Origin of the sequence: Halorubrum aquaticum (assembly GCF_900113615.1) — an archaeon.
In the GTDB taxonomy this organism is placed as follows: domain Archaea; phylum Halobacteriota; class Halobacteria; order Halobacteriales; family Haloferacaceae; genus Halorubrum; species Halorubrum aquaticum.
The window spans coordinates 15159-31569 of record NZ_FOPZ01000025.1 but is presented as its reverse complement, the minus strand read 5'-3'; the positions used below and the strand labels follow the sequence as shown (position 1 = coordinate 31569).

Below are 16411 nucleotides of genomic sequence, written 5' to 3'. Positions count from 1 at the left end.
CCCCGCACAGCCCCGCACCTCACACCTCCCCAGCCTCGCCGCTCACGCTTTTCAAGCGTTCGCGGCGTCCCTCGCGGGCTCCTCGCGCCCGTTCGGGCGCTCGGAGGCGCGCCACCGCCCCGGATTGATACCTCTCTCACCTGTATTGACCGCAACTGGATCGGGATCGATCCCCTCTCACAGAATTCAACGAGGCCGCCGGTCGATTCGGGCCCGCTCACTCGATCGGGTCGAAAACGAGCACGTCGGCCGCGCTCACGCCGCGCTCCTCGGTCCATCGGTAGTTGACCTCGAGGACGTACTTCCCGCGTCCGCCGTACGTCTGGTCCGTCCCGTCCTCTCCCGGGCCCGGAGCCGGCGCGTGGTGGATCTCGGTGATCACGCCGTCGGCGTCCGCGAACACGATGTCGATCCCGAAGTCCATCCGTCGCATCCAGTACGTCCGGTTCCGGACCGATCCGTGGACGAACAGCATGCCGCGGTCCTCCGGAAGCGACTCGGTGTCGCTCAGGCCGAGTTCTCGGAGGTCGTCCGTGTCCGCGATCGCCGCGGTCACCGATCCGAGTGCGTCGCCGTCGGGGGTCTCGACGACTACCTCGCGGGTCTCGTAGTCGGGGTGGACCGGGTCCTCCGCGTCCGCGGGCTCGTCGGCGTCGGCGTCGCTCTCATTGCCGTCGGTGTCGCTCTCGTTTCCGGTGTCGCCATCGGCGTCGTCCGCGTCCCCGTCGGTGTCCTCGTCTTCGCTTCCGGTCGCGTTCCCGTCCTCGCTCCCGGTCGCGTTCTCGTCGTCGCTTTCGGCGTCGACTTCGCCCGCATCGACGTCGGTCGGGGCCGCCGGTCCGTCTCGGTTCAGACACCCGGCGAGGGAGACGCCCCCGAGCCCGGCGATCGCACGGAGGTATCGACGGCGGGACCGGGAGTCGGAGCCGGGACGCGTCATCGTTGTCTCCCGTTCCGGACGCCGACGACATAAGCCAGTCGTCCGAGCGGGTGATCCGATCCGGGCGAGTGAGCCGGTTTCCCTCCGACCACCGCGTCGCTCAGTCGAGCTTCTCCACGTACGCGTAGCTGTCCGAGCCGGCGGTCGGGCGGTCGCCGTCGAGTTCGATCCGCCAGCCGTCGATGGCGGTCGCGTCCTCGAGGGCGGCCGCGAGCGCGGTGCGGACGTCGTCGACGTCGACGCCGTAGTAGTCGTCCGGGACGCCGTGGAGGTACTGGAGCGCGGTCTCGAAGAGGCTCCGCATGCCGTCGTCGTTCTCGAAGTCGACGCGCTTGTACGCGCCCGCCGCGACCTGAACCATCCCGTGGAGGAAGGCGCTCTCCGTGGTGCCGCGCCCGTAGTTGTACCACTCGTCCTCGAAGCAGTCGTGTGACTCGTGGTACGCGCCGTCGTTGTACAGCCGGACGCCGTGGACCACCGCGCGCCGGAGCGTCCCGTGTTCCCACCCGTTCGACTCGATCCGGTCGCGCCGCCAGCCGGCGGGTTCCCCCGAGACCGGCGGCGCGACGGTCGGGTCGCGGGTGTGGTCGTCCATGCGAACCCGTCGCGTCGCCAGCGACCTAACCGTTTCGTGGGGACCGTCGTACACTTACGGTTCGGCTCCGTGTTCGGACCATGGACGACGAGCGGGACCGGGATCACGGACGGTCCCGGGACCACGGGCGGACCCACACCGACGATCGATCCCGGTACGCGGCCGCGGTCGTCGACGCGATCCGCGACGGAGCGTACGTGCTCGACGCCGACCGGATCCGAGTGTTCGCCAACGACCGGCTCCGAGAGGTGACCGGCTTCGGGGACGACCTCCTCCTCGCGAAACACCCCGAGCGGCTCGTCGAGGCGGGCTACTGGGACGAACGCGAAGGCGACCGGTATCGCGAGGCGGTCGAGCGCGTCCTCGAGGGCGACTCCCGCGAGGAGCGGGTCCAGCTCACGACGACGCTCGGCGACGGGTCGTCCGTGACCACGGAGACGCGGCTCACGCCGCTGACCGCGGACGAACTCGATCGGGTCGGGAGCGGAGAGCGAAGCCGCGACGGCACGCCGGACGACCCCCGGATCGTCGGGGTCGTCGGAGTCATCCGCGACGTCACGGAACGCGTCGAGCGCGAGCGCGAACTCGAGCGACTCAACGAGCGGCTCGAACGGCTCTCCGGGTTCCTCTCACACGACCTCCGGAACCCGCTCTCGGTCGCGAAGGGCTACGTCGATCTGGCCCGCGAGACCGGCGACCTCGAGCGGTTGGACCCTGCCGAGGACGCGCTCGACCGGATCGGGGCGTTGATCGACGACGCGCTGGTGTTGGCGCGCGAGCCGGCGGCGATAGACGTCGCCGAGACCACGGTCGATCTGGGAGAGCTCGCGCGTGACTGCTGGGAGTCCGGCGACTTCGGCGAGCCGCCGGCGGGCGCGACCCTCGTCGTGGAGGGCGGCGGGCCGGTATTCGCGGACCCGACCCTCCTGCGGCGTGCGGTCGGGAACCTGCTCGCCAACGCGTTCGAGCACGCGGGCGACGCGCCCGCGGTTCGGGTCGGCGTCGATGACCGAGGGGTGTACGTCGCCGACGACGGGCCGGGGATCCCGGACGAGGAGCGGGAGGCGGTGACCGAGTTCGGCGTCTCGAAGGACGGCGGGACCGGGATCGGACTCGCGATCGTCGAGCGCGTCGCGGCCGCGCACGGATGGACGCTGGAGATCGGCGAGTCGCGGGAGGACGGGTTCGAGGCGCGGCTGGTCGGCGCGGAACCGACGAGATAAAGGGATGCGGTGTCGAACCTCCGACCGCGTGCGAGGGTAGCCAAGCCCGGAAACGGCGGCGGACTCAAGATCCGCTCCTGTAGAGGTCCGTGGGTTCAAATCCCTCCCCTCGCACTGGCAACAGTGCGGAAGACGCTCTCGGAGCGCTCTTCCCTCGCAAAAACTCCACTTCACTAAACTCACTAGGTACGGGTAGCCGAGTCCAGAAACGGCGACGAACTCGAGATCCGCTCCGCGAGAGATCCGACCGATCGATTGTATGGAGTTGATTCCGTGGTGAACACGACCGCGGAATACACCATCAAAGCCCCAGTCGTGAGAACTCGCGCGCCTCGCTGCGCGCCTCACTCACTCGCTCACTTCGTTCGCTCCTTCGCTGCGGTGCTTACTACGGCGTGCTTCGTTCTCGCGACAGCGAGGCGCTCCGCGCCTCTGGCAGCCGGCGGCGAAGCCGCCGGCGACTGCCCCTTTGAGTCCCACCCAACCCCCCCGCACCGCGACCGTCCCGCACCTCACACCTCCCCAGCCTCGCTGCTCGCGCGTTCCACGCGCTCGCAGCGTCCCTCGCGGGCTCCTCGTGCCCCTGCGGGGCACTCGGAGGCGCGCCACCGCACTCGTTCCCTACTCCACCCGAACGGTCCGACTCGCGCGCACGGGCATCAGCGGCAGGTCGGGGAAGACCGCCTCGACGACGAACTCGAGTTCGTCGGCGTCCGGGGGGCCGAACACGCCGACCGGGGTCGTCGTCTCCCCGTCGAGATACGTCGTCGTCTCGGTCATCTCCACGTCGTTGACGGTGACCCGGATCCCGACGCGCGCGCCCCCGCCGGCGGTCGAGACGCCGACCTCGCACAGCTCGTTCTCGCCGACGGCGATGGTCTCGGGGAACGCCCCCCAGTCGACCTCGATCCGCGGACACTCGCGGGCGGCGTCGACGATCCGCTCGGCGACGGAGTCGCTCATCCCGGCGCTCTCCAGCGCGCCGGCACCCGCCTCGACGACTTCGGCCGGCGAGGTCAGTCCGGCGTTCGCGAGCCGCTCGGCGCGGCCGGAGCCGACGCCGTCGATGGCGGTGAGCGCGACCGCCTCGCGGGAGACGCCGTGTTCGACGCGGGCCTCGACCCGACACGCGAGGTTGGCCGCCCGCGGACCGGCGAACCGGTCGAGGAACTCCGAGAGCGCGGCGAGCAGTCGGAGCGCGTTCTGCCGGATCACCCACGCGTCCGAGCGGAGGTCCGCGGGCGTCGAGTCCGCCATCCCGGCGAGCAGGATGGCGAACACCTTCCGGTGGCCGTCCTCGAGGGCGGTGTCGTGGCCCTCGAGGATCCGGTCGACGGCGTCGGACTCCGAGGCACGCGCGGAGACCGAATCGAACTCGCCGGCGGCCGCGACCGTCTCGAGCACCGCGTCGACGGTGATCCGGTCGCGGTCGGCGAGCGCGCGGAACTGCCGGGCGGTCTCGAGGCGCATGTAGTACTTCGAGGCGAGCCGGCCGAGCGTCGTCGGCTCGACCCCGAGGTCGTCGCCGGCCGCGACGAACCCCTCGTCGACGAGCGAGTCGAGGGTGTCGCGGACGCGGTCTCGGATGCCCTCGAAGCCGTACTCCGCGGGCTCGGAACGCGCGCGCACGTAGTAGAACGTCGTCTCCAGCCACTCCATCACGTCCTCGAGCCCGCGGATCGTCCCCATCGCGACCTCGGCGTTGAGGTGCGACTCCAGCTCCGCCGCGAGCCGCGACTCGATCTCCTTGCCCTCCCGGAGGAGCTTCCGGTACTTGTCGGCGTCAGATCGGTCGCACACCACCCAGCCGTAGCCCACGTCGTCGTAGCCGGGCCGTCCCGCCCGCCCGAGCATCTGGAGCACGTCGAGCGGCGAGATGTCGGTCTCGCCTTCGAGGGGGTCGTGGTACTTCGTGTCGCGGATGACGACGCAGCGCGCGGGGAGGTTCACGCCCCACGCCAGCGTGGACGTCGAGAAGAGCAGCTTGATCTTCCCCGTCTTGAACCACTCCTCGACGCGGTCGCGGTCGCCCTTCGAGAGCCCGGCGTGGTGGAAGCCGACGCCGTCGAGGACCGACTGCCGGAGCGTGTCGTTCGAGAGCTCCTTGGCGTCGTTGTGGAAGTCGTAGTCGCCCCGCGAGTCGATCGGGACGTCCCGCTCCGTGATCTCGTCGCGCGCCTTCTTGGCCGCCTGGACCGTGTCCTGTCGCGAGGAGACGAACACGAGCGCCTGGCCGTCCTCGCGGACGTGCGGCTCGGCCAGGTCGAGCGCCCGGTAGAGCCGCCGGTACTTGTCGGCGAACGCGTTCGACCCGTGGCTGTACGTCTTGACGCCCGTTTCGAGGTCGACCGGGCGGTACTCGTCGCCGAACGAGTAGGTCGTCTCCGGCGGCGCGTCGAGCCACTCGGCCACGTCGTCGACGTTCGGCATCGTCGCCGAGAGCGCGACGACCCGGGGATCCCGAAGCCGGCGGAGCCGCGAGACGGTGACCTCGAGCACCGCGCCGCGCTTCTCCGAGTCGAGGAGGTGGACCTCGTCGATCACGACGCAGTCGACGTCGGTGATGAAGCTGTACCGCGCCGAGTCGTGTTTGCGGGTGGCGCTGTCGGCCTTCTCGGGCGTCGTCACGAGCACGTCCGCGCGCTCGGCCCGTCGGGGGTTGAGGTCGCGCTCGCCGGAGACGACGTACACCGAGTAGCCCAGGTCCTCGAACCGCTCCCACTCGCTCTCCTTCTCGTTCGTGAGCGCGCGCAGCGGCGCGATGAAGAGCGCCGTTCCGCCCTCGGAGAGGGTCTTACAGATCGCGAGTTCGGCGAGCGCCGTCTTGCCCGAGGCGGTCGGTGCCGACGCGACGACGTTGTGGTCGGTCTCGAATATCCCGGGCAGCGCCTCGCGTTGCATCCGGTTGAACTCCTCGAACCCGAAGGCGTCGGCGAACTCCGGCACCGCGTCCGCGACCTTCATTCGGTACCACGCCCGTGGGGAGTCCCTCCGAGACCGAGGCTGGTTCGCATCACTCCGAGACGGGGGCTTCGAGGGCAAAGGCGTTTCTCATGCGACCGGGTCGTCCTCGAGAGACGGGTCCGGACCCCGCCCGTTTAGGTGGTCGCGGCTCGACCGACGGGACATGATACCCTCGTCTCCGGTCGTCGTCGGCGTCGTCGCCGTGGTCGTTCTGCTCGTCCTACTCGCCGTCGTCGGTCGGCTCCGCGGCTCCTCCTCGGAGGCACGTGAATCCAAGCGGGCGCACGAGGCCGCACAGGACCGTGACCCGCCGGTCGAGATCGGCGAGACCTACGAGTTCGGCGTGACGGACCTCACCGACCACCACTCCGGGAGCGAGGTCGCCGTCGGCAAGGTCGAGGGGTTCGTCGTCTTCGCGCAGGACGTCCCGGGCGACCTCTCGAAGGGGGACGTGATCCGCGCGAAGGTGCTCTCGTTCAACGAGGGGCGGACCTCCGCGGACGCGACCTTCGTGACGAAGGCGTGAGGCCGGCGAGGGAGATGAGGCCGGCGAGGCGGGCCACCTCCGTTCCGAACATGGGGTTCATACGTGATGCCGACGAAGGGGTGGCGTAATGGCTCAGGCCGGGAATCAGGACCTCACCGAACGGTTCATCCAGTTCTACCGGAACTACTACCGCGAGGAGATAGGCAGCCTCGCACAGAAGTACCCCAACGAGCAGCGTTCGCTGTACGTCGAGTACGACGACCTCTTCCAGTTCGACCGCGACCTCGCCGAGGACTTCCTCACGAAGCCCGACCAGATGCGCGAGTACGCCGAGGAGGCGCTGCGGCTGTACGACCTCCCCGCGGACGTCAGCCTCGGTCGCGCGCACGTCCGACTCCGGAACCTCCCCGAGAACATCGACATCCGCGGGATCCGGGTCCACGACGACCACATCGGCAAGCTCGTCTCCGTCCAGGGGATCGTCCGCAAGGCGACCGACGTCCGCCCGAAGGTGACCGAGGCGGCCTTCGAGTGTCAACGCTGCGGGACGATGACGTACATCCCGCAGAGCGACGGCGGCTTCCAGGAGCCCCACGAGTGTCAGGGGTGTGAACGGCAGGGGCCCTTCCGCGTCAACTTCGACCAGTCGGAGTTCATCGACTCCCAGAAGCTCCGGATCCAGGAGTCGCCCGAGGGGCTCCGCGGCGGCGAGACGCCCCAATCGCTCGACGTCGACATCGTCGACGACGTCACCGGCGAGGTGAGCCCCGGCGACCACGTCACCTGCGTCGGCGTCCTCCACATCGAGCAGGTCGAGCAGGGCAACGAGAAGTCCGCCATCTTCGATCTGTACATGGACGGCGTCTCCATCGCCATCGAGGACGAGGAGTTCGAGGACATGGACATCACCGACGCGGACCGCCGGGAGATCATCGAACTCTCCAACCGCGAGGACATCTACGACGCGATGGTCGACTCCATCGCCCCCGCCATCTACGGCTACGAGGAGGAGAAGCTCGCGATGATCCTCCAACTGTTCTCCGGCGTCACCAAACACCTCCCCGACGGCTCGCGGATCCGCGGCGACCTCCACATGCTCCTTATTGGCGACCCTGGAACGGGTAAATCTCAGATGATCTCATATGTAGAAAACATCGCACCCCGATCGGTCTACACCTCCGGAAAGGGTTCCTCTGCAGCCGGGCTCACCGCTGCAGCCGTCCGCGACGACTTCGGTGACGGTCAGCAGTGGTCGCTCGAGGCCGGCGCGCTCGTCCTCGCCGACAAGGGGATCGCCGCAGTCGACGAGCTGGATAAGATGGATTCGAGCGATCGCTCCGCGATGCACGAGGGGCTCGAACAGCAGAAGATCTCCGTCTCGAAGGCGGGGATCAACGCGACGCTGAAGGCGCGGTGTTCGCTGCTCGGCGCGGCCAACCCCAAGTACGGGCGGTTCGACCAGTACGAGCCGATCGGCGAGCAGATCGACTTGGAGCCCGCGCTCATCTCCCGGTTCGACCTGATCTTCACGGTGACCGACCAGCCGGACCCCGAACACGACTCGCGGCTGGCGAAACACATCATCAAGACGAACTACGCCGGCGAGCTCAACACCCAGCGCGAGGAGCTGGCGACCTCGGAGTTCACCTCGGACCAGGTCGCGGAGGTGACCCAGGAGGTCGCCCCGGCGATCGACGCCGAACTCCTCCGGAAGTACGTCGCGCACGCGAAGCGCTCCTGTTACCCGACGATGACGGAGGAGGCCAAGGAACTCATCGAGGAGTTCTACGTCGACCTGCGCTCGAAGGGGGCCGACGAGGACGCCCCCGTCCCCGTCACCGCCCGGAAGCTGGAGGCGATGGTGCGGCTCTCGGAGGCGAGCGCGCGGGTCCGGCTCTCCGACACGGTCGAGCGCGAGGACGCAGACCGCGCGACCGACATCGTGGAGTCGTGTCTCAAGGACATCGGCGTCGACCCGGAGACGGGCCAGTTCGACGCCGACGTCGTCGAGACGGGGACCTCGAAGAGCCAGCGCGACCGCATCAAGAACATCAAGACGCTCATCGCGGACATCGAGGACGAGTACCAGGAGGGCGCGCCCGTCGACGAGGTGCTCGACCGCGCCGGCGAGATCGGGATGGACGCGGGGAAGGCCGAACAGGAGATCGAGAAGCTCCGGACGAAGGGCGAGGTGTACGAGCCACAGCAGGGCCACCTGCGGACGACGTAGATGGACCGGATCTCCGCGTTACGGAACGTCGAGGACGCCCTCCGTGCGTTCGAGAACGGCGAGGAGGACCTCTCGGGGACCGAGCGTCGCGTCGCGGCCGTGTTGCGGACGTACGCGACGGAACTCGACGGCGAGGACGACGTCTTCCGCGCGGTCGGTGACCCGCCGGTCGACGGACGCGTCGTCGTCGCCCCCTCGGAGCCGGCGGCGCGAGAACGCGTGTTGGCGGCCGCCGGGATCGATCCCGCGGCGGACGCCGAGGCCGCCGGCGACGTTCCGGAGTTCGACCTCGAACGGGTCTGAATTCGTCGCTTTCTTGACCCGAGCGCCGCCCCCGTCGGCAGCGCCGCTCGCCGCTCGCGTTCGGAACCGATTTATCCGATAGCCGAGCACCGACGCTCGTGTTACTGGTCGTAACGTACTCGGAGGCGGCCCGGACCGGGCTCCGCAACGCGTGTCGCCGTCACGACGACCAAGTCGTCCGGCGGTTCGGCCGCGCGGCGTTGCTCGAAGCGACCGCGTACGGCGCGTTCCTGGCGTTGCGGCTGCGCGAGACCCACGGCGACGCCGTCCAGATCGAACGGACCGAGCCGTTCAACGAGTTCTCCCTCGTCGACGCCGCCGTCAGGGAGGCCGCGAGCGCCTACGCCGATCGAGACGCGAGGTCGACGCCGTACGCCGCGTTCGCCGCCGGAACGGACCATCCCGACCCGGAAGCGATGAAGCGCCGAGAGCTGTGACCGCCCGGAACGACCGCGACGCCCTCGGGCGTGACGGCCCGGATCGTGACGGTCCCGACGACGAGCCACCTCCGGGCCCAGTCGAGGAACCGGTCCCGGATCCGGAGGCAGTGCTCGGACGGGTTCCGACGGGAACGAGCCTCCGTCGAGAGCTCGCCGCCGCCGCGCGTTCTCGGGGACGGACCTCGTCGCTCGCCGACGAGATCGCGGCGATCCACGGGGAGCTGACGGCGATCGAGGTTCCGGACGTCGACCTCGAGAGCGCTCGACGGCGGCTCGCCGACGCCACCGGCGCGGAGGGTCGACTCGAGGAGCGCGTCGCGGCGATCCGCGGCGACGTCCGGGCTCGCCGGGCGGTCGACGCCGATCCCGCGAAGGCGCTTGCCGACCTCGAGGCGGCGGCGGCGGAGCTGTCGGAGGCACAGACCGCGCGGATCGCCGCCGAGCAGACGCTCGAGCGAGAGCGCGAGCGGGCAGCCGCGGCGCGCGACGAGCGCGAACACCGGCTCGCCCTCCGCGATCGGCTGGAGAACCGGAAGCGGGACGCGCGGCAGGAGCTCTCGCTCGCGGTGTACGCCGAGTTCCGCGAGTCGTTGTCGGCGGTTCCGGGGGGCGATCCGGTCGTCGCCGGAACGCCCCCGAGCGAGTACGACGGCTCCCCGCTCGCCGCCTCGCTCGGGGCGATACGGATCGCGGAGATCGAGGGACCGGTGACCCTGCGTCCGGGGGTCGCCTCGGTCTCCGACGCGTGGGAGGGGACGGACCCGGAAGCGGTCCTCGACGTCCCCGTGACCGGTCCCGACCTTTAGATAGGATACCGCACCAGCCGACGCATGAGCGTGGACCTCTCGTGGAGCGTCGAACGCGAGGACGGCGTCGGGTTCGTCGCCTGTCGCGTCCACAACGCCGCCGCCGTCTCCCGACGCGTGCGCGTCCGGAATCGAACCGACGCCACGGTCCTCCCGCCGCGACGCTCGGGCGTTCCGGAGGGCGGATGGGACGCGGCCGGCGTGACGCTCCGTCTCGAATCGGACGAGCGCCGCGCCGTCGGGTTCGCCGTCGTCCTCCCCGCGGGTGAGGAGGTCGCCGACCCGCCGGTCGAGATCACGGACGCCAGTCCTATCGACGACGTCGACTCGCCAGTCGATCCGTCGGCGGCCACGGCGAACGCGGCGGTTCGGTCCCTCGGCGACCACCGTCCGCCACGGGACGCCCTCGTCGGATCCGAACCGGCGGAGCGACTCGGAGTCGTCGACGGGAACGCGGGGAACGGTTCGACCGACGACGCGGCATCATCGAGCGAGACCGACCCGACACCGTCGACCGAGGACGACGCGTCGACGTCACCCATCGAGGACGACGCGTCGACGTCACTGACCGATGGCGACGCGGACGACGACACGGGAGGTCACGTTTCTCGCTCGGATCTCGAGGGATCGCGTATCGTTTCGGCGGGTGCGGAGGACATCGACGACCGACTCGAGCGGGCCGAACGCCGCATCGAACGGGCGGAGCGGTTGACCGACGCCGATCTCGCGACCGCGACCGACGCGGTCGACCGTCTCGGCGGCGTGACGGCGGTCGCGACGCTCGCGGAGCGCGTCGCGGACGACGCGGCGACGCTCCGGCGGCTGAGCGAGCGCGCGTCGTCGCTGGCGGCGCGCGCGGAGGGGACGGACGTGCCGACCGAGGCGCTGGAGCGGCTCGCGTGATCCTCGCCGTCGCGGGCGGCAAGGGCGGCGTCGGGAAGACGACGCTCGCGTACAACGTCGCCGCCGCGCTCGACGCGGTCGTCGTGGACGCCGACCTCGGCATGGCGGACCTCCCGGCCGGCCACGGTCCGGACCTCCACGACGTGCTCGCCGGACGCGCGTCGGTCACGGAGACGCTCCGGCCCGGTCCGGTCGACGTGGTTCCCTGCGGTCGAACGCTCGCCGGCGCGCGGGCGTCGGACCTGACCCGCCTCGCCGACGCCGTCGAGCGCGTCGAACGACGCCACGGGACGGTCGTGATCGACTGCCCGGCGGGCCGGCGCGCGGACGCGGGCGTTCCGCTGGCGGTCGCCGACGCCTGCCTCGTCGTCGTCTCCCCGCGGGCGTTCGCGCTGGCCGACGCGATCCGAACCCGGGAGCTGGCGCGCGAGCTCGACGCCGGACTCGTCGCCTGCGCGGTCAACCGGGTCGTCGAGGAGCCACCGGTCGACGCCATCGCCGACGCGCTCGGCGCGCCGGCGGCGGTCGTCCCCGCCGACCCCCGCGTCGGCCGCTCGGTGGTCGAGGAACGGCCCGTCGTCGATACGGCCCCCGACAGCACTGCCGCCGACGCGATCCGCGAGATCTCGAGACGGGTCCCGCGGTGACGGGACCGGTCACGGCGGGTTCCGTCGAGACCGCGTGGTTTTACCCCCGGCGCGCTCGACGATCGGCCGATGCTCACGGCCGCGTTCCTCCTCGGCGTCGTCGTCATCGCCTTTCTCGCCGTCGAGATCGGTCCGCTCTACGCGGCCGACCGCTTTCGGGACCTCCGCGAACCCACCGACCCCGAACGCGCCGCGCTCGACGAACTCCGCCGCGAGGCCGGCCTCGGCGTCGATCGGGTCGCGATCGTGGCGACCTCGGCTCCGAACTCGATCGACGTCTCCGTCGAGGGTCCGCCCCGCCGGCGGGTGCTGTTTCTCACGGAGTCCGTCCTCGCGGACCTCGAGGAGGACGTCGCCGTCGGCCTGCTCGCGGCCGAGGCCGGGCGGGTCGAGACGTACTACGGCGAGTTCCGCGCGCTCGCGGTCGCGGTCGTGGTGGGGATACTCGCCGCGATCGTGACGGCGACCGTCGCGTTCGACGCCGGGTTCCTCTCGCTCGTCGCGGTCGGCATGGCCTCCTTCTGGGTCGGGCGGCGCGTCCAGTACGCCGCCGACGACCGCGCCGCCGACGCCGTGGGGGCCGATCGGGTCGCGGACGCCTTCGAGCGCGTCGCCGAGCGACGCGGGGTCGAACCCGAGACCGGCGACTGGTCGACGTGGTTCGAGGTTCAACCCCCGCTCGGCGACCGGATCGCGGCGTTGCGTCGGCGGGCTGACGGGGACTGAGGGTTCGTCGTGCCGCGGAGATCGCTACTCCGAGGGACCGTCTCCACGGGACCGTTACTCCGCGATCCGGGCGACGACCTCGTCGCAGTCGACTCGCACGTCGTACTCCTCCACGGTGAACGAGAGGGCGGCGTCGCCGTGGCGATGGGTGACGAGCGCGTCGAGCGCGTCGGGGTCGACGTGGTCGTACAGGACGATCCCCGTCTCCTCGCCGAGCGCGTCGGGGTCAACGCCGGCGAGATCGGCGACCGCCTCGACGACGGCGAGGCTCGGCGACCGGCCGTCACGACCGTGGGCGACGCGGACCGACCCGGGGAGCGAGCCGATGTCGGAGACGTTCGTCGTGGCGCTGCTCATACCGCCTCGTCCGCGCGCCAGCACATAAACGTCCGCCATCGTTTATCGTATCTGATAGTCGGAGCCCGAGGCGGGAAGCGTCCGCCCCGGGCGCGTCGGAGCGAGCGAAACGTATAATCGGGCGCACGCATCACGGGGGCACATGGCACTCGAACGCGCCAGCGGGGGTATCGCCAGGGAAGCCGACGGCGACGCGTTCGAGCCGTTTTTCGACTGAGACTCGCGCGCGGCGGAGCCGTCCCGCGGCCGGGCGGTGAAACCGCGCGGTTCGGCCGGCGGGGGCGGGGGGACCGTGATCCGCGGTGACCGCGGGCCGCCCCGCCGCCCTCGCCACGAGGCACCGCGCCGGCGACGTGCCGGAACCGTTAGGACCCACCCACACACGTATCCACACAACCGAATGCGACTCCCGGAACGACAGCTCGCGGTCCTCGAGGCCGCGAGCGCGACGGACGAACGGACGACGGACGAGATCGCGGTCGAGACGGGCCTGAAACCCGAGACGGTCACCGGCGCGGCCTTCGACCTGCGCGACGAGGGGTTACTCGCCGTGACGGAGACGACGACCGAGGTCGCCGAACTCACCGACGAGGGGAGCGACTACGTCGCCGACGGCCTCCCCGAGACCCGGCTCTACCGGGCGGCGGTCGACGCCGGCGCGGCCGACGAGGCCGTCGCGATGGGCGAGGTCATCGGTCGCGCCGACCTGGCGGGCCCCGAGGTCGACATCGCGCTCGCGAACTTCCCGCGAAAGGGGTTCGGGACGATCGACTCGGGCGAGCTCACGGTCGACCCGAACGCCGACCCCGACGCCGATCCCGAGGCCGCCGCGCTCGAGACGCTCGCCGACGGCGGGAGCGTCGACGACGGCTCGGTCCTCGACCGACTCGCCTCGCGCGGGCTCGTCGACCTCGCGGAGCGCACCACCCGGGCGGTCCGGCTCACCGACGCGGGCGTCGACGCGCTCATGGAAGGGGTCGAGGCGGCCGAGACGGTCGGGCAGGTCACCCCGGACCTCCTCGCCAGCGGCGAGTGGGAGGACGTCGAGTTCGCCGAGTACAACGTCGAGGCCGACGCCCCCGCGGTCGAGGGCGGCCGGAAACACGTGCTCCGGCGGACCGCCGACCGCGTGAAGGACGTCCTCGTCGGGATGGGCTTTCAGGAGATGGAGGGTCCCCACGCCGACAGCGACTTCTGGATCAACGACTGCCTGTTCATGCCCCAGGACCACCCGGCCCGGACCCACTGGGACCGGTTCGCGCTCGACGTCGACCCGATGGAGGAGATCCCGGAGACCCTGATCGACCGCGTCGAGACCGCCCACCGCGACGGGTGGGGCGAGGACGGCGACGGCTACCACTCGCCGTGGTCCGAGGACTTCGCCCGCGAGGTCGCCCTCCGCGGCCACACCACCTCGCTGTCGATGCGGTACCTCTCGGGGTACGCCGGCGCGGAGTTGGAGCCGCCACAGCGGTACTTCTCCGTCGAGAAGGTGTACCGCAACGACACGCTCGACCCGACGCACCTCCTGGAGTTCTTCCAGATCGAGGGGTGGGTGATGGCGGAGGACCTCTCGGTGCGTGACCTGATGGGTACCTTCGAGGAGTTCTACCGGCAGTTCGGGATCACCGACATCCGGTTCAAACCGCACTACAACCCCTACACCGAGCCGTCCTTCGAGCTGTTCGGCGACCACCCCGAGACCGGCGAGGAGATCGAGATCGGCAACTCCGGCATCTTCCGCGAGGAGGTGACCGGCCCGCTGGGCGTCGACTGCGACGTGATGGCGTGGGGGCTCGCCCTGGAGCGGCTCGCGATGTTGACCACCGGCGCGGAGGACATCCGCGACCTCCACGGGACGCTGGCGGACATCGACTTCCTGCGGAACGCGGAGGTGAGCTACTGATGCCCGTCGTCGACGTCGATCCCGACGCGCTCCGCGGACTCACCGGCCACACCGACAAGACGGACGAGGAGTTCAAGGAGGACCTGTTCGGGCTCGGCCTGGAGTTCGAGGGCGAGACCGACGACGGCGAGTTACAGTTCGAGTTCGCGCCCGACCGGCTCGACCGGCTGAGCGTCGAGGGCGTCGCGCGCTCGCTGCGCTACCACTACGGCGACGACCGCGGGGTGTACGTCCCCGAGGTCAACGACGCCGAGTGGACGATCGAAGTCGCGGAGTCGGTACCGGACGAGCGCCCCTACGTCACGGGTGCCGTGGTCCGCGGCGTCGACCTCGACGAGGCCGCCCTCGAGTCGCTGATCCAGCTCCAGGAGAAGCTCCACGCCACGATGGGCCGCGGCCGCGCGAAGGGCGCGATCGGGATCCACGACCTGGCGATGGTCAAGGGCGCGCCGCTTCGCGAGGGCGCGGAGCGGTCGATCACCTACCGCGGGATCGAGCCGGACGGCGAGACGTTCGTCCCGCTCGATTCGAACGACGAACTGACGCCCGCCGAGGTGCTCGAGGAACACGACACCGGCCGGACGTACGCCGACCTCGTGAGCGAGTACGACCGCTACCCCGCGATCTATGACGAGCTCGGGCTGTTCTCGTTCCCGCCCGTGATCAACGGGAAGCGGACCGAGGTCGACACCGATTCCCGCGAGCTGCTCGTCGAGCTCACCGGCACGGACCAGTGGACGATCGACAAGATGTGTACGATCGTCTGTTACGCGCTCTCCGCGCGCGGCGCGACGATAGAGGAAGTCGAGGTCGCGTACGCCGACGGCGCGACCCATCCGGCGGAGTACGGTCCCGAGCTCGTCCGCCCGAACCTCGAGATCGACGAGAAGTCGGTGTCCCACGACCGGATCGAGACGCTCCTCGGGGTCGACTTCGAGCCCGAGGACGTCGTCGACTGCTTCGAGCGCTCCGGGCTGGACGCGACGTATTCGCTCGACGAGTCGGTGACCTACGAGGTGGAGGTCCCGCCGTACCGCGTGGACGTGCTCCACCCGCTCGACCTCGTCGACGACGTGGGACGCGCACACGGCTTCGACGAGCTGGAGCCGCGCTACCCCGACGTGGGGACCGTCGGCGGGCGTCACGAGCGCACCCGCCTCGAGGACGCCGTCCGGACGAGCCTCGTCGGGCTCGGCTTCGAGGACCTGCTGAACTTCCACATGACGAGCGGGGTCGAGAACTACGACCGCATGCGGATCGAGCCCGGTACCGACGTCGTCGGCGGGGGAGAGCCCGTCGAGATCACGGAGCCGTACAGCGAGGAGTACACCCAGCTGCGGACGTGGGCGCTCCCGTCGCTTCTGCTCTTACTCGAGGGGAACACCCACAACGCCTACCCGCAGGATGTCGCCGAGATCGGCTTCGTCGCCGAGCGCGACGAGACGGAGAACACGAACGTTGGCGAGTCCCGTCACGTCGCCGGCGCGGTCGCGCGGCGCGACGCCTCCTACGAGGCCGCGAAGGGCCGGCTTCAGGCGGTGTGTGACGACTTCGGCGCGACGCTCGAGACGCCACGAACCGACCACCCGACGTTCATCGACGGTCGGACCGCGAGCGTCGTCGTCGACGGCGAGCCGGTCGGCGTGATCGGCGAGGTCCACCCCGAAGTGCTCGTCGACCACGACCTCGAGGTGCCCGTCGCCGCCTTCGAGTTCGACCTCGGCGCGCTCCGGTAACGGGACCCGAGTCCGAAGCATCGTCCCGGGCCACACCGACCATCCCGGGCCGCACCGACCGTCCCGAGCCACACCGACCATCCCGGGCCGCACCGACCGTCCCGAGCCGCACCGGCCGTCCCGAACCGCACCGCGCCTCGTGCCTCCC

15 protein-coding genes and 1 tRNA gene are annotated in these 16411 nt (G+C 70.5%); 12 read left to right on the top strand and 4 right to left on the bottom strand.

The window, feature by feature from the left end:
- Positions 1-217: 217 nt before the first annotated feature.
- On the bottom strand, positions 218-940 hold the full coding sequence (locus F3H10_RS15020) for a DUF192 domain-containing protein (RefSeq protein ID WP_149785586.1): 723 nt from the start codon (positions 938-940) through the stop codon (positions 218-220).
- Positions 941-1040: 100 nt separating this feature from the next.
- Positions 1041-1535 carry a DUF309 domain-containing protein gene (locus F3H10_RS15015; protein ID WP_149785585.1) on the bottom strand — a complete coding sequence of 165 codons (495 nt, stop codon included), beginning with the start codon at positions 1533-1535 and terminating at the stop codon, positions 1041-1043.
- Between the two features lie 80 nt (positions 1536-1615).
- On the opposite strand from F3H10_RS15015, the gene F3H10_RS15010 reads away from it, so the two are divergent.
- A complete protein-coding gene (locus tag F3H10_RS15010) occupies positions 1616-2758 on the top strand; it encodes a PAS domain-containing sensor histidine kinase (RefSeq protein WP_149785584.1) in 1143 nt (380 codons plus the stop codon).
- A 30-nt stretch (positions 2759-2788) separates the two neighbouring features.
- Positions 2789-2872: transfer RNA gene (locus tag F3H10_RS15005), tRNA-Leu, on the top strand.
- A 507-nt stretch (positions 2873-3379) separates the two neighbouring features.
- Here F3H10_RS15005 and F3H10_RS15000 read toward each other — a convergent pair.
- Positions 3380-5722, bottom strand: a complete 2343-nt coding sequence (locus tag F3H10_RS15000) for a DEAD/DEAH box helicase (RefSeq protein WP_149785583.1) — start codon at positions 5720-5722, stop codon at positions 3380-3382.
- Positions 5723-5885: 163 nt separating this feature from the next.
- On the opposite strand from F3H10_RS15000, the gene F3H10_RS14995 reads away from it, so the two are divergent.
- The 8 genes from F3H10_RS14995 (at position 5886) to F3H10_RS14960 (ending at position 12264) form a co-directional block, all read left to right on the top strand.
- Positions 5886-6248, top strand: coding sequence for a TRAM domain-containing protein (locus F3H10_RS14995; protein WP_149785582.1), 363 nt, complete (start codon positions 5886-5888; stop codon positions 6246-6248).
- Positions 6249-6336: 88 nt separating this feature from the next.
- Entirely contained in the window at positions 6337-8439 is a 2103-nt protein-coding gene (locus F3H10_RS14990; RefSeq protein WP_149785581.1) for a minichromosome maintenance protein MCM, read from the top strand.
- A complete protein-coding gene (locus tag F3H10_RS14985) occupies positions 8440-8742 on the top strand; it encodes a DUF7854 family protein (RefSeq protein ID WP_149785580.1) in 303 nt (100 codons plus the stop codon).
- A 98-nt stretch (positions 8743-8840) separates the two neighbouring features.
- Positions 8841-9179 (top strand): DUF7855 family protein, encoded by a 339-nt coding sequence (locus F3H10_RS14980; RefSeq protein WP_149785579.1) that lies wholly within the window; start codon positions 8841-8843, stop codon positions 9177-9179.
- Positions 9176-9988, top strand: a complete 813-nt coding sequence (locus F3H10_RS14975; protein ID WP_149785578.1) for a DUF7856 family protein — start codon at positions 9176-9178, stop codon at positions 9986-9988. Before F3H10_RS14980 ends, F3H10_RS14975 begins: the two co-directional genes overlap by 4 nt.
- 24 nt (positions 9989-10012) lie before the next feature.
- Complete coding sequence (locus F3H10_RS14970) at positions 10013-10891, top strand: DUF7857 domain-containing protein (RefSeq protein ID WP_223174336.1); 879 nt, start codon at positions 10013-10015, stop codon at positions 10889-10891.
- Positions 10888-11538 (top strand): AAA family ATPase, encoded by a 651-nt coding sequence (locus tag F3H10_RS14965; RefSeq protein WP_149785577.1) that lies wholly within the window; start codon positions 10888-10890, stop codon positions 11536-11538. The genes F3H10_RS14970 and F3H10_RS14965 overlap by 4 nt, the downstream gene beginning before the upstream one ends.
- A gap of 69 nt (positions 11539-11607) precedes the next feature.
- Entirely contained in the window at positions 11608-12264 is a 657-nt protein-coding gene (locus tag F3H10_RS14960; protein WP_149785576.1) for a M48 family metalloprotease, read from the top strand.
- Between the two features lie 54 nt (positions 12265-12318).
- Here the strand turns inward: F3H10_RS14960 and F3H10_RS14955 are convergent, their stop codons facing one another.
- The gene (locus tag F3H10_RS14955) at positions 12319-12621 is read right to left on the bottom strand and encodes a HalOD1 output domain-containing protein (RefSeq protein ID WP_149785575.1); all 303 of its coding nucleotides are present in this window, start codon (positions 12619-12621) and stop codon (positions 12319-12321) included.
- A gap of 400 nt (positions 12622-13021) precedes the next feature.
- Between F3H10_RS14955 and pheS the strand changes: the two genes are divergently transcribed.
- Together pheS and pheT are read left to right on the top strand one after the other, a co-directional pair.
- Complete coding sequence (gene pheS, locus F3H10_RS14950) at positions 13022-14527, top strand: phenylalanine--tRNA ligase subunit alpha (protein WP_149785574.1); 1506 nt, start codon at positions 13022-13024, stop codon at positions 14525-14527.
- Positions 14527-16263 (top strand): phenylalanine--tRNA ligase subunit beta, encoded by a 1737-nt coding sequence (gene pheT, locus F3H10_RS14945; RefSeq protein ID WP_149785573.1) that lies wholly within the window; start codon positions 14527-14529, stop codon positions 16261-16263. Before pheS ends, pheT begins: the two co-directional genes overlap by 1 nt.
- Positions 16264-16411: the final 148 nt, after the last annotated feature.

Excerpts from the sequence above, each read along its gene's own strand:
- F3H10_RS14960 (WP_149785576.1), top strand. The coding sequence starts at position 11,608 with ATGCTCACGGCCGCGTTCCTCCTCGGCGTCGTCGTCATCGCCTTTCTC.
- pheT (WP_149785573.1), top strand. The coding sequence starts at position 14,527 with ATGCCCGTCGTCGACGTCGATCCCGACGCGCTCCGCGGACTCACCGGC.
- F3H10_RS15015 (WP_149785585.1), bottom strand. The coding sequence starts at position 1,535 with ATGGACGACCACACCCGCGACCCGACCGTCGCGCCGCCGGTCTCGGGG.
- pheS (WP_149785574.1), top strand. The coding sequence starts at position 13,022 with ATGCGACTCCCGGAACGACAGCTCGCGGTCCTCGAGGCCGCGAGCGCG.
- F3H10_RS14990 (WP_149785581.1), top strand. The coding sequence starts at position 6,337 with ATGGCTCAGGCCGGGAATCAGGACCTCACCGAACGGTTCATCCAGTTC.
- F3H10_RS14985 (WP_149785580.1), top strand. The coding sequence starts at position 8,440 with ATGGACCGGATCTCCGCGTTACGGAACGTCGAGGACGCCCTCCGTGCG.
- F3H10_RS14995 (WP_149785582.1), top strand. The coding sequence starts at position 5,886 with ATGATACCCTCGTCTCCGGTCGTCGTCGGCGTCGTCGCCGTGGTCGTT.
- F3H10_RS15020 (WP_149785586.1), bottom strand. The coding sequence starts at position 940 with ATGACGCGTCCCGGCTCCGACTCCCGGTCCCGCCGTCGATACCTCCGT.
- F3H10_RS14970 (WP_223174336.1), top strand. The coding sequence starts at position 10,013 with ATGAGCGTGGACCTCTCGTGGAGCGTCGAACGCGAGGACGGCGTCGGG.
- F3H10_RS15010 (WP_149785584.1), top strand. The coding sequence starts at position 1,616 with ATGGACGACGAGCGGGACCGGGATCACGGACGGTCCCGGGACCACGGG.
- F3H10_RS14955 (WP_149785575.1), bottom strand. The coding sequence starts at position 12,621 with ATGAGCAGCGCCACGACGAACGTCTCCGACATCGGCTCGCTCCCCGGG.
- F3H10_RS15000 (WP_149785583.1), bottom strand. The coding sequence starts at position 5,722 with ATGAAGGTCGCGGACGCGGTGCCGGAGTTCGCCGACGCCTTCGGGTTC.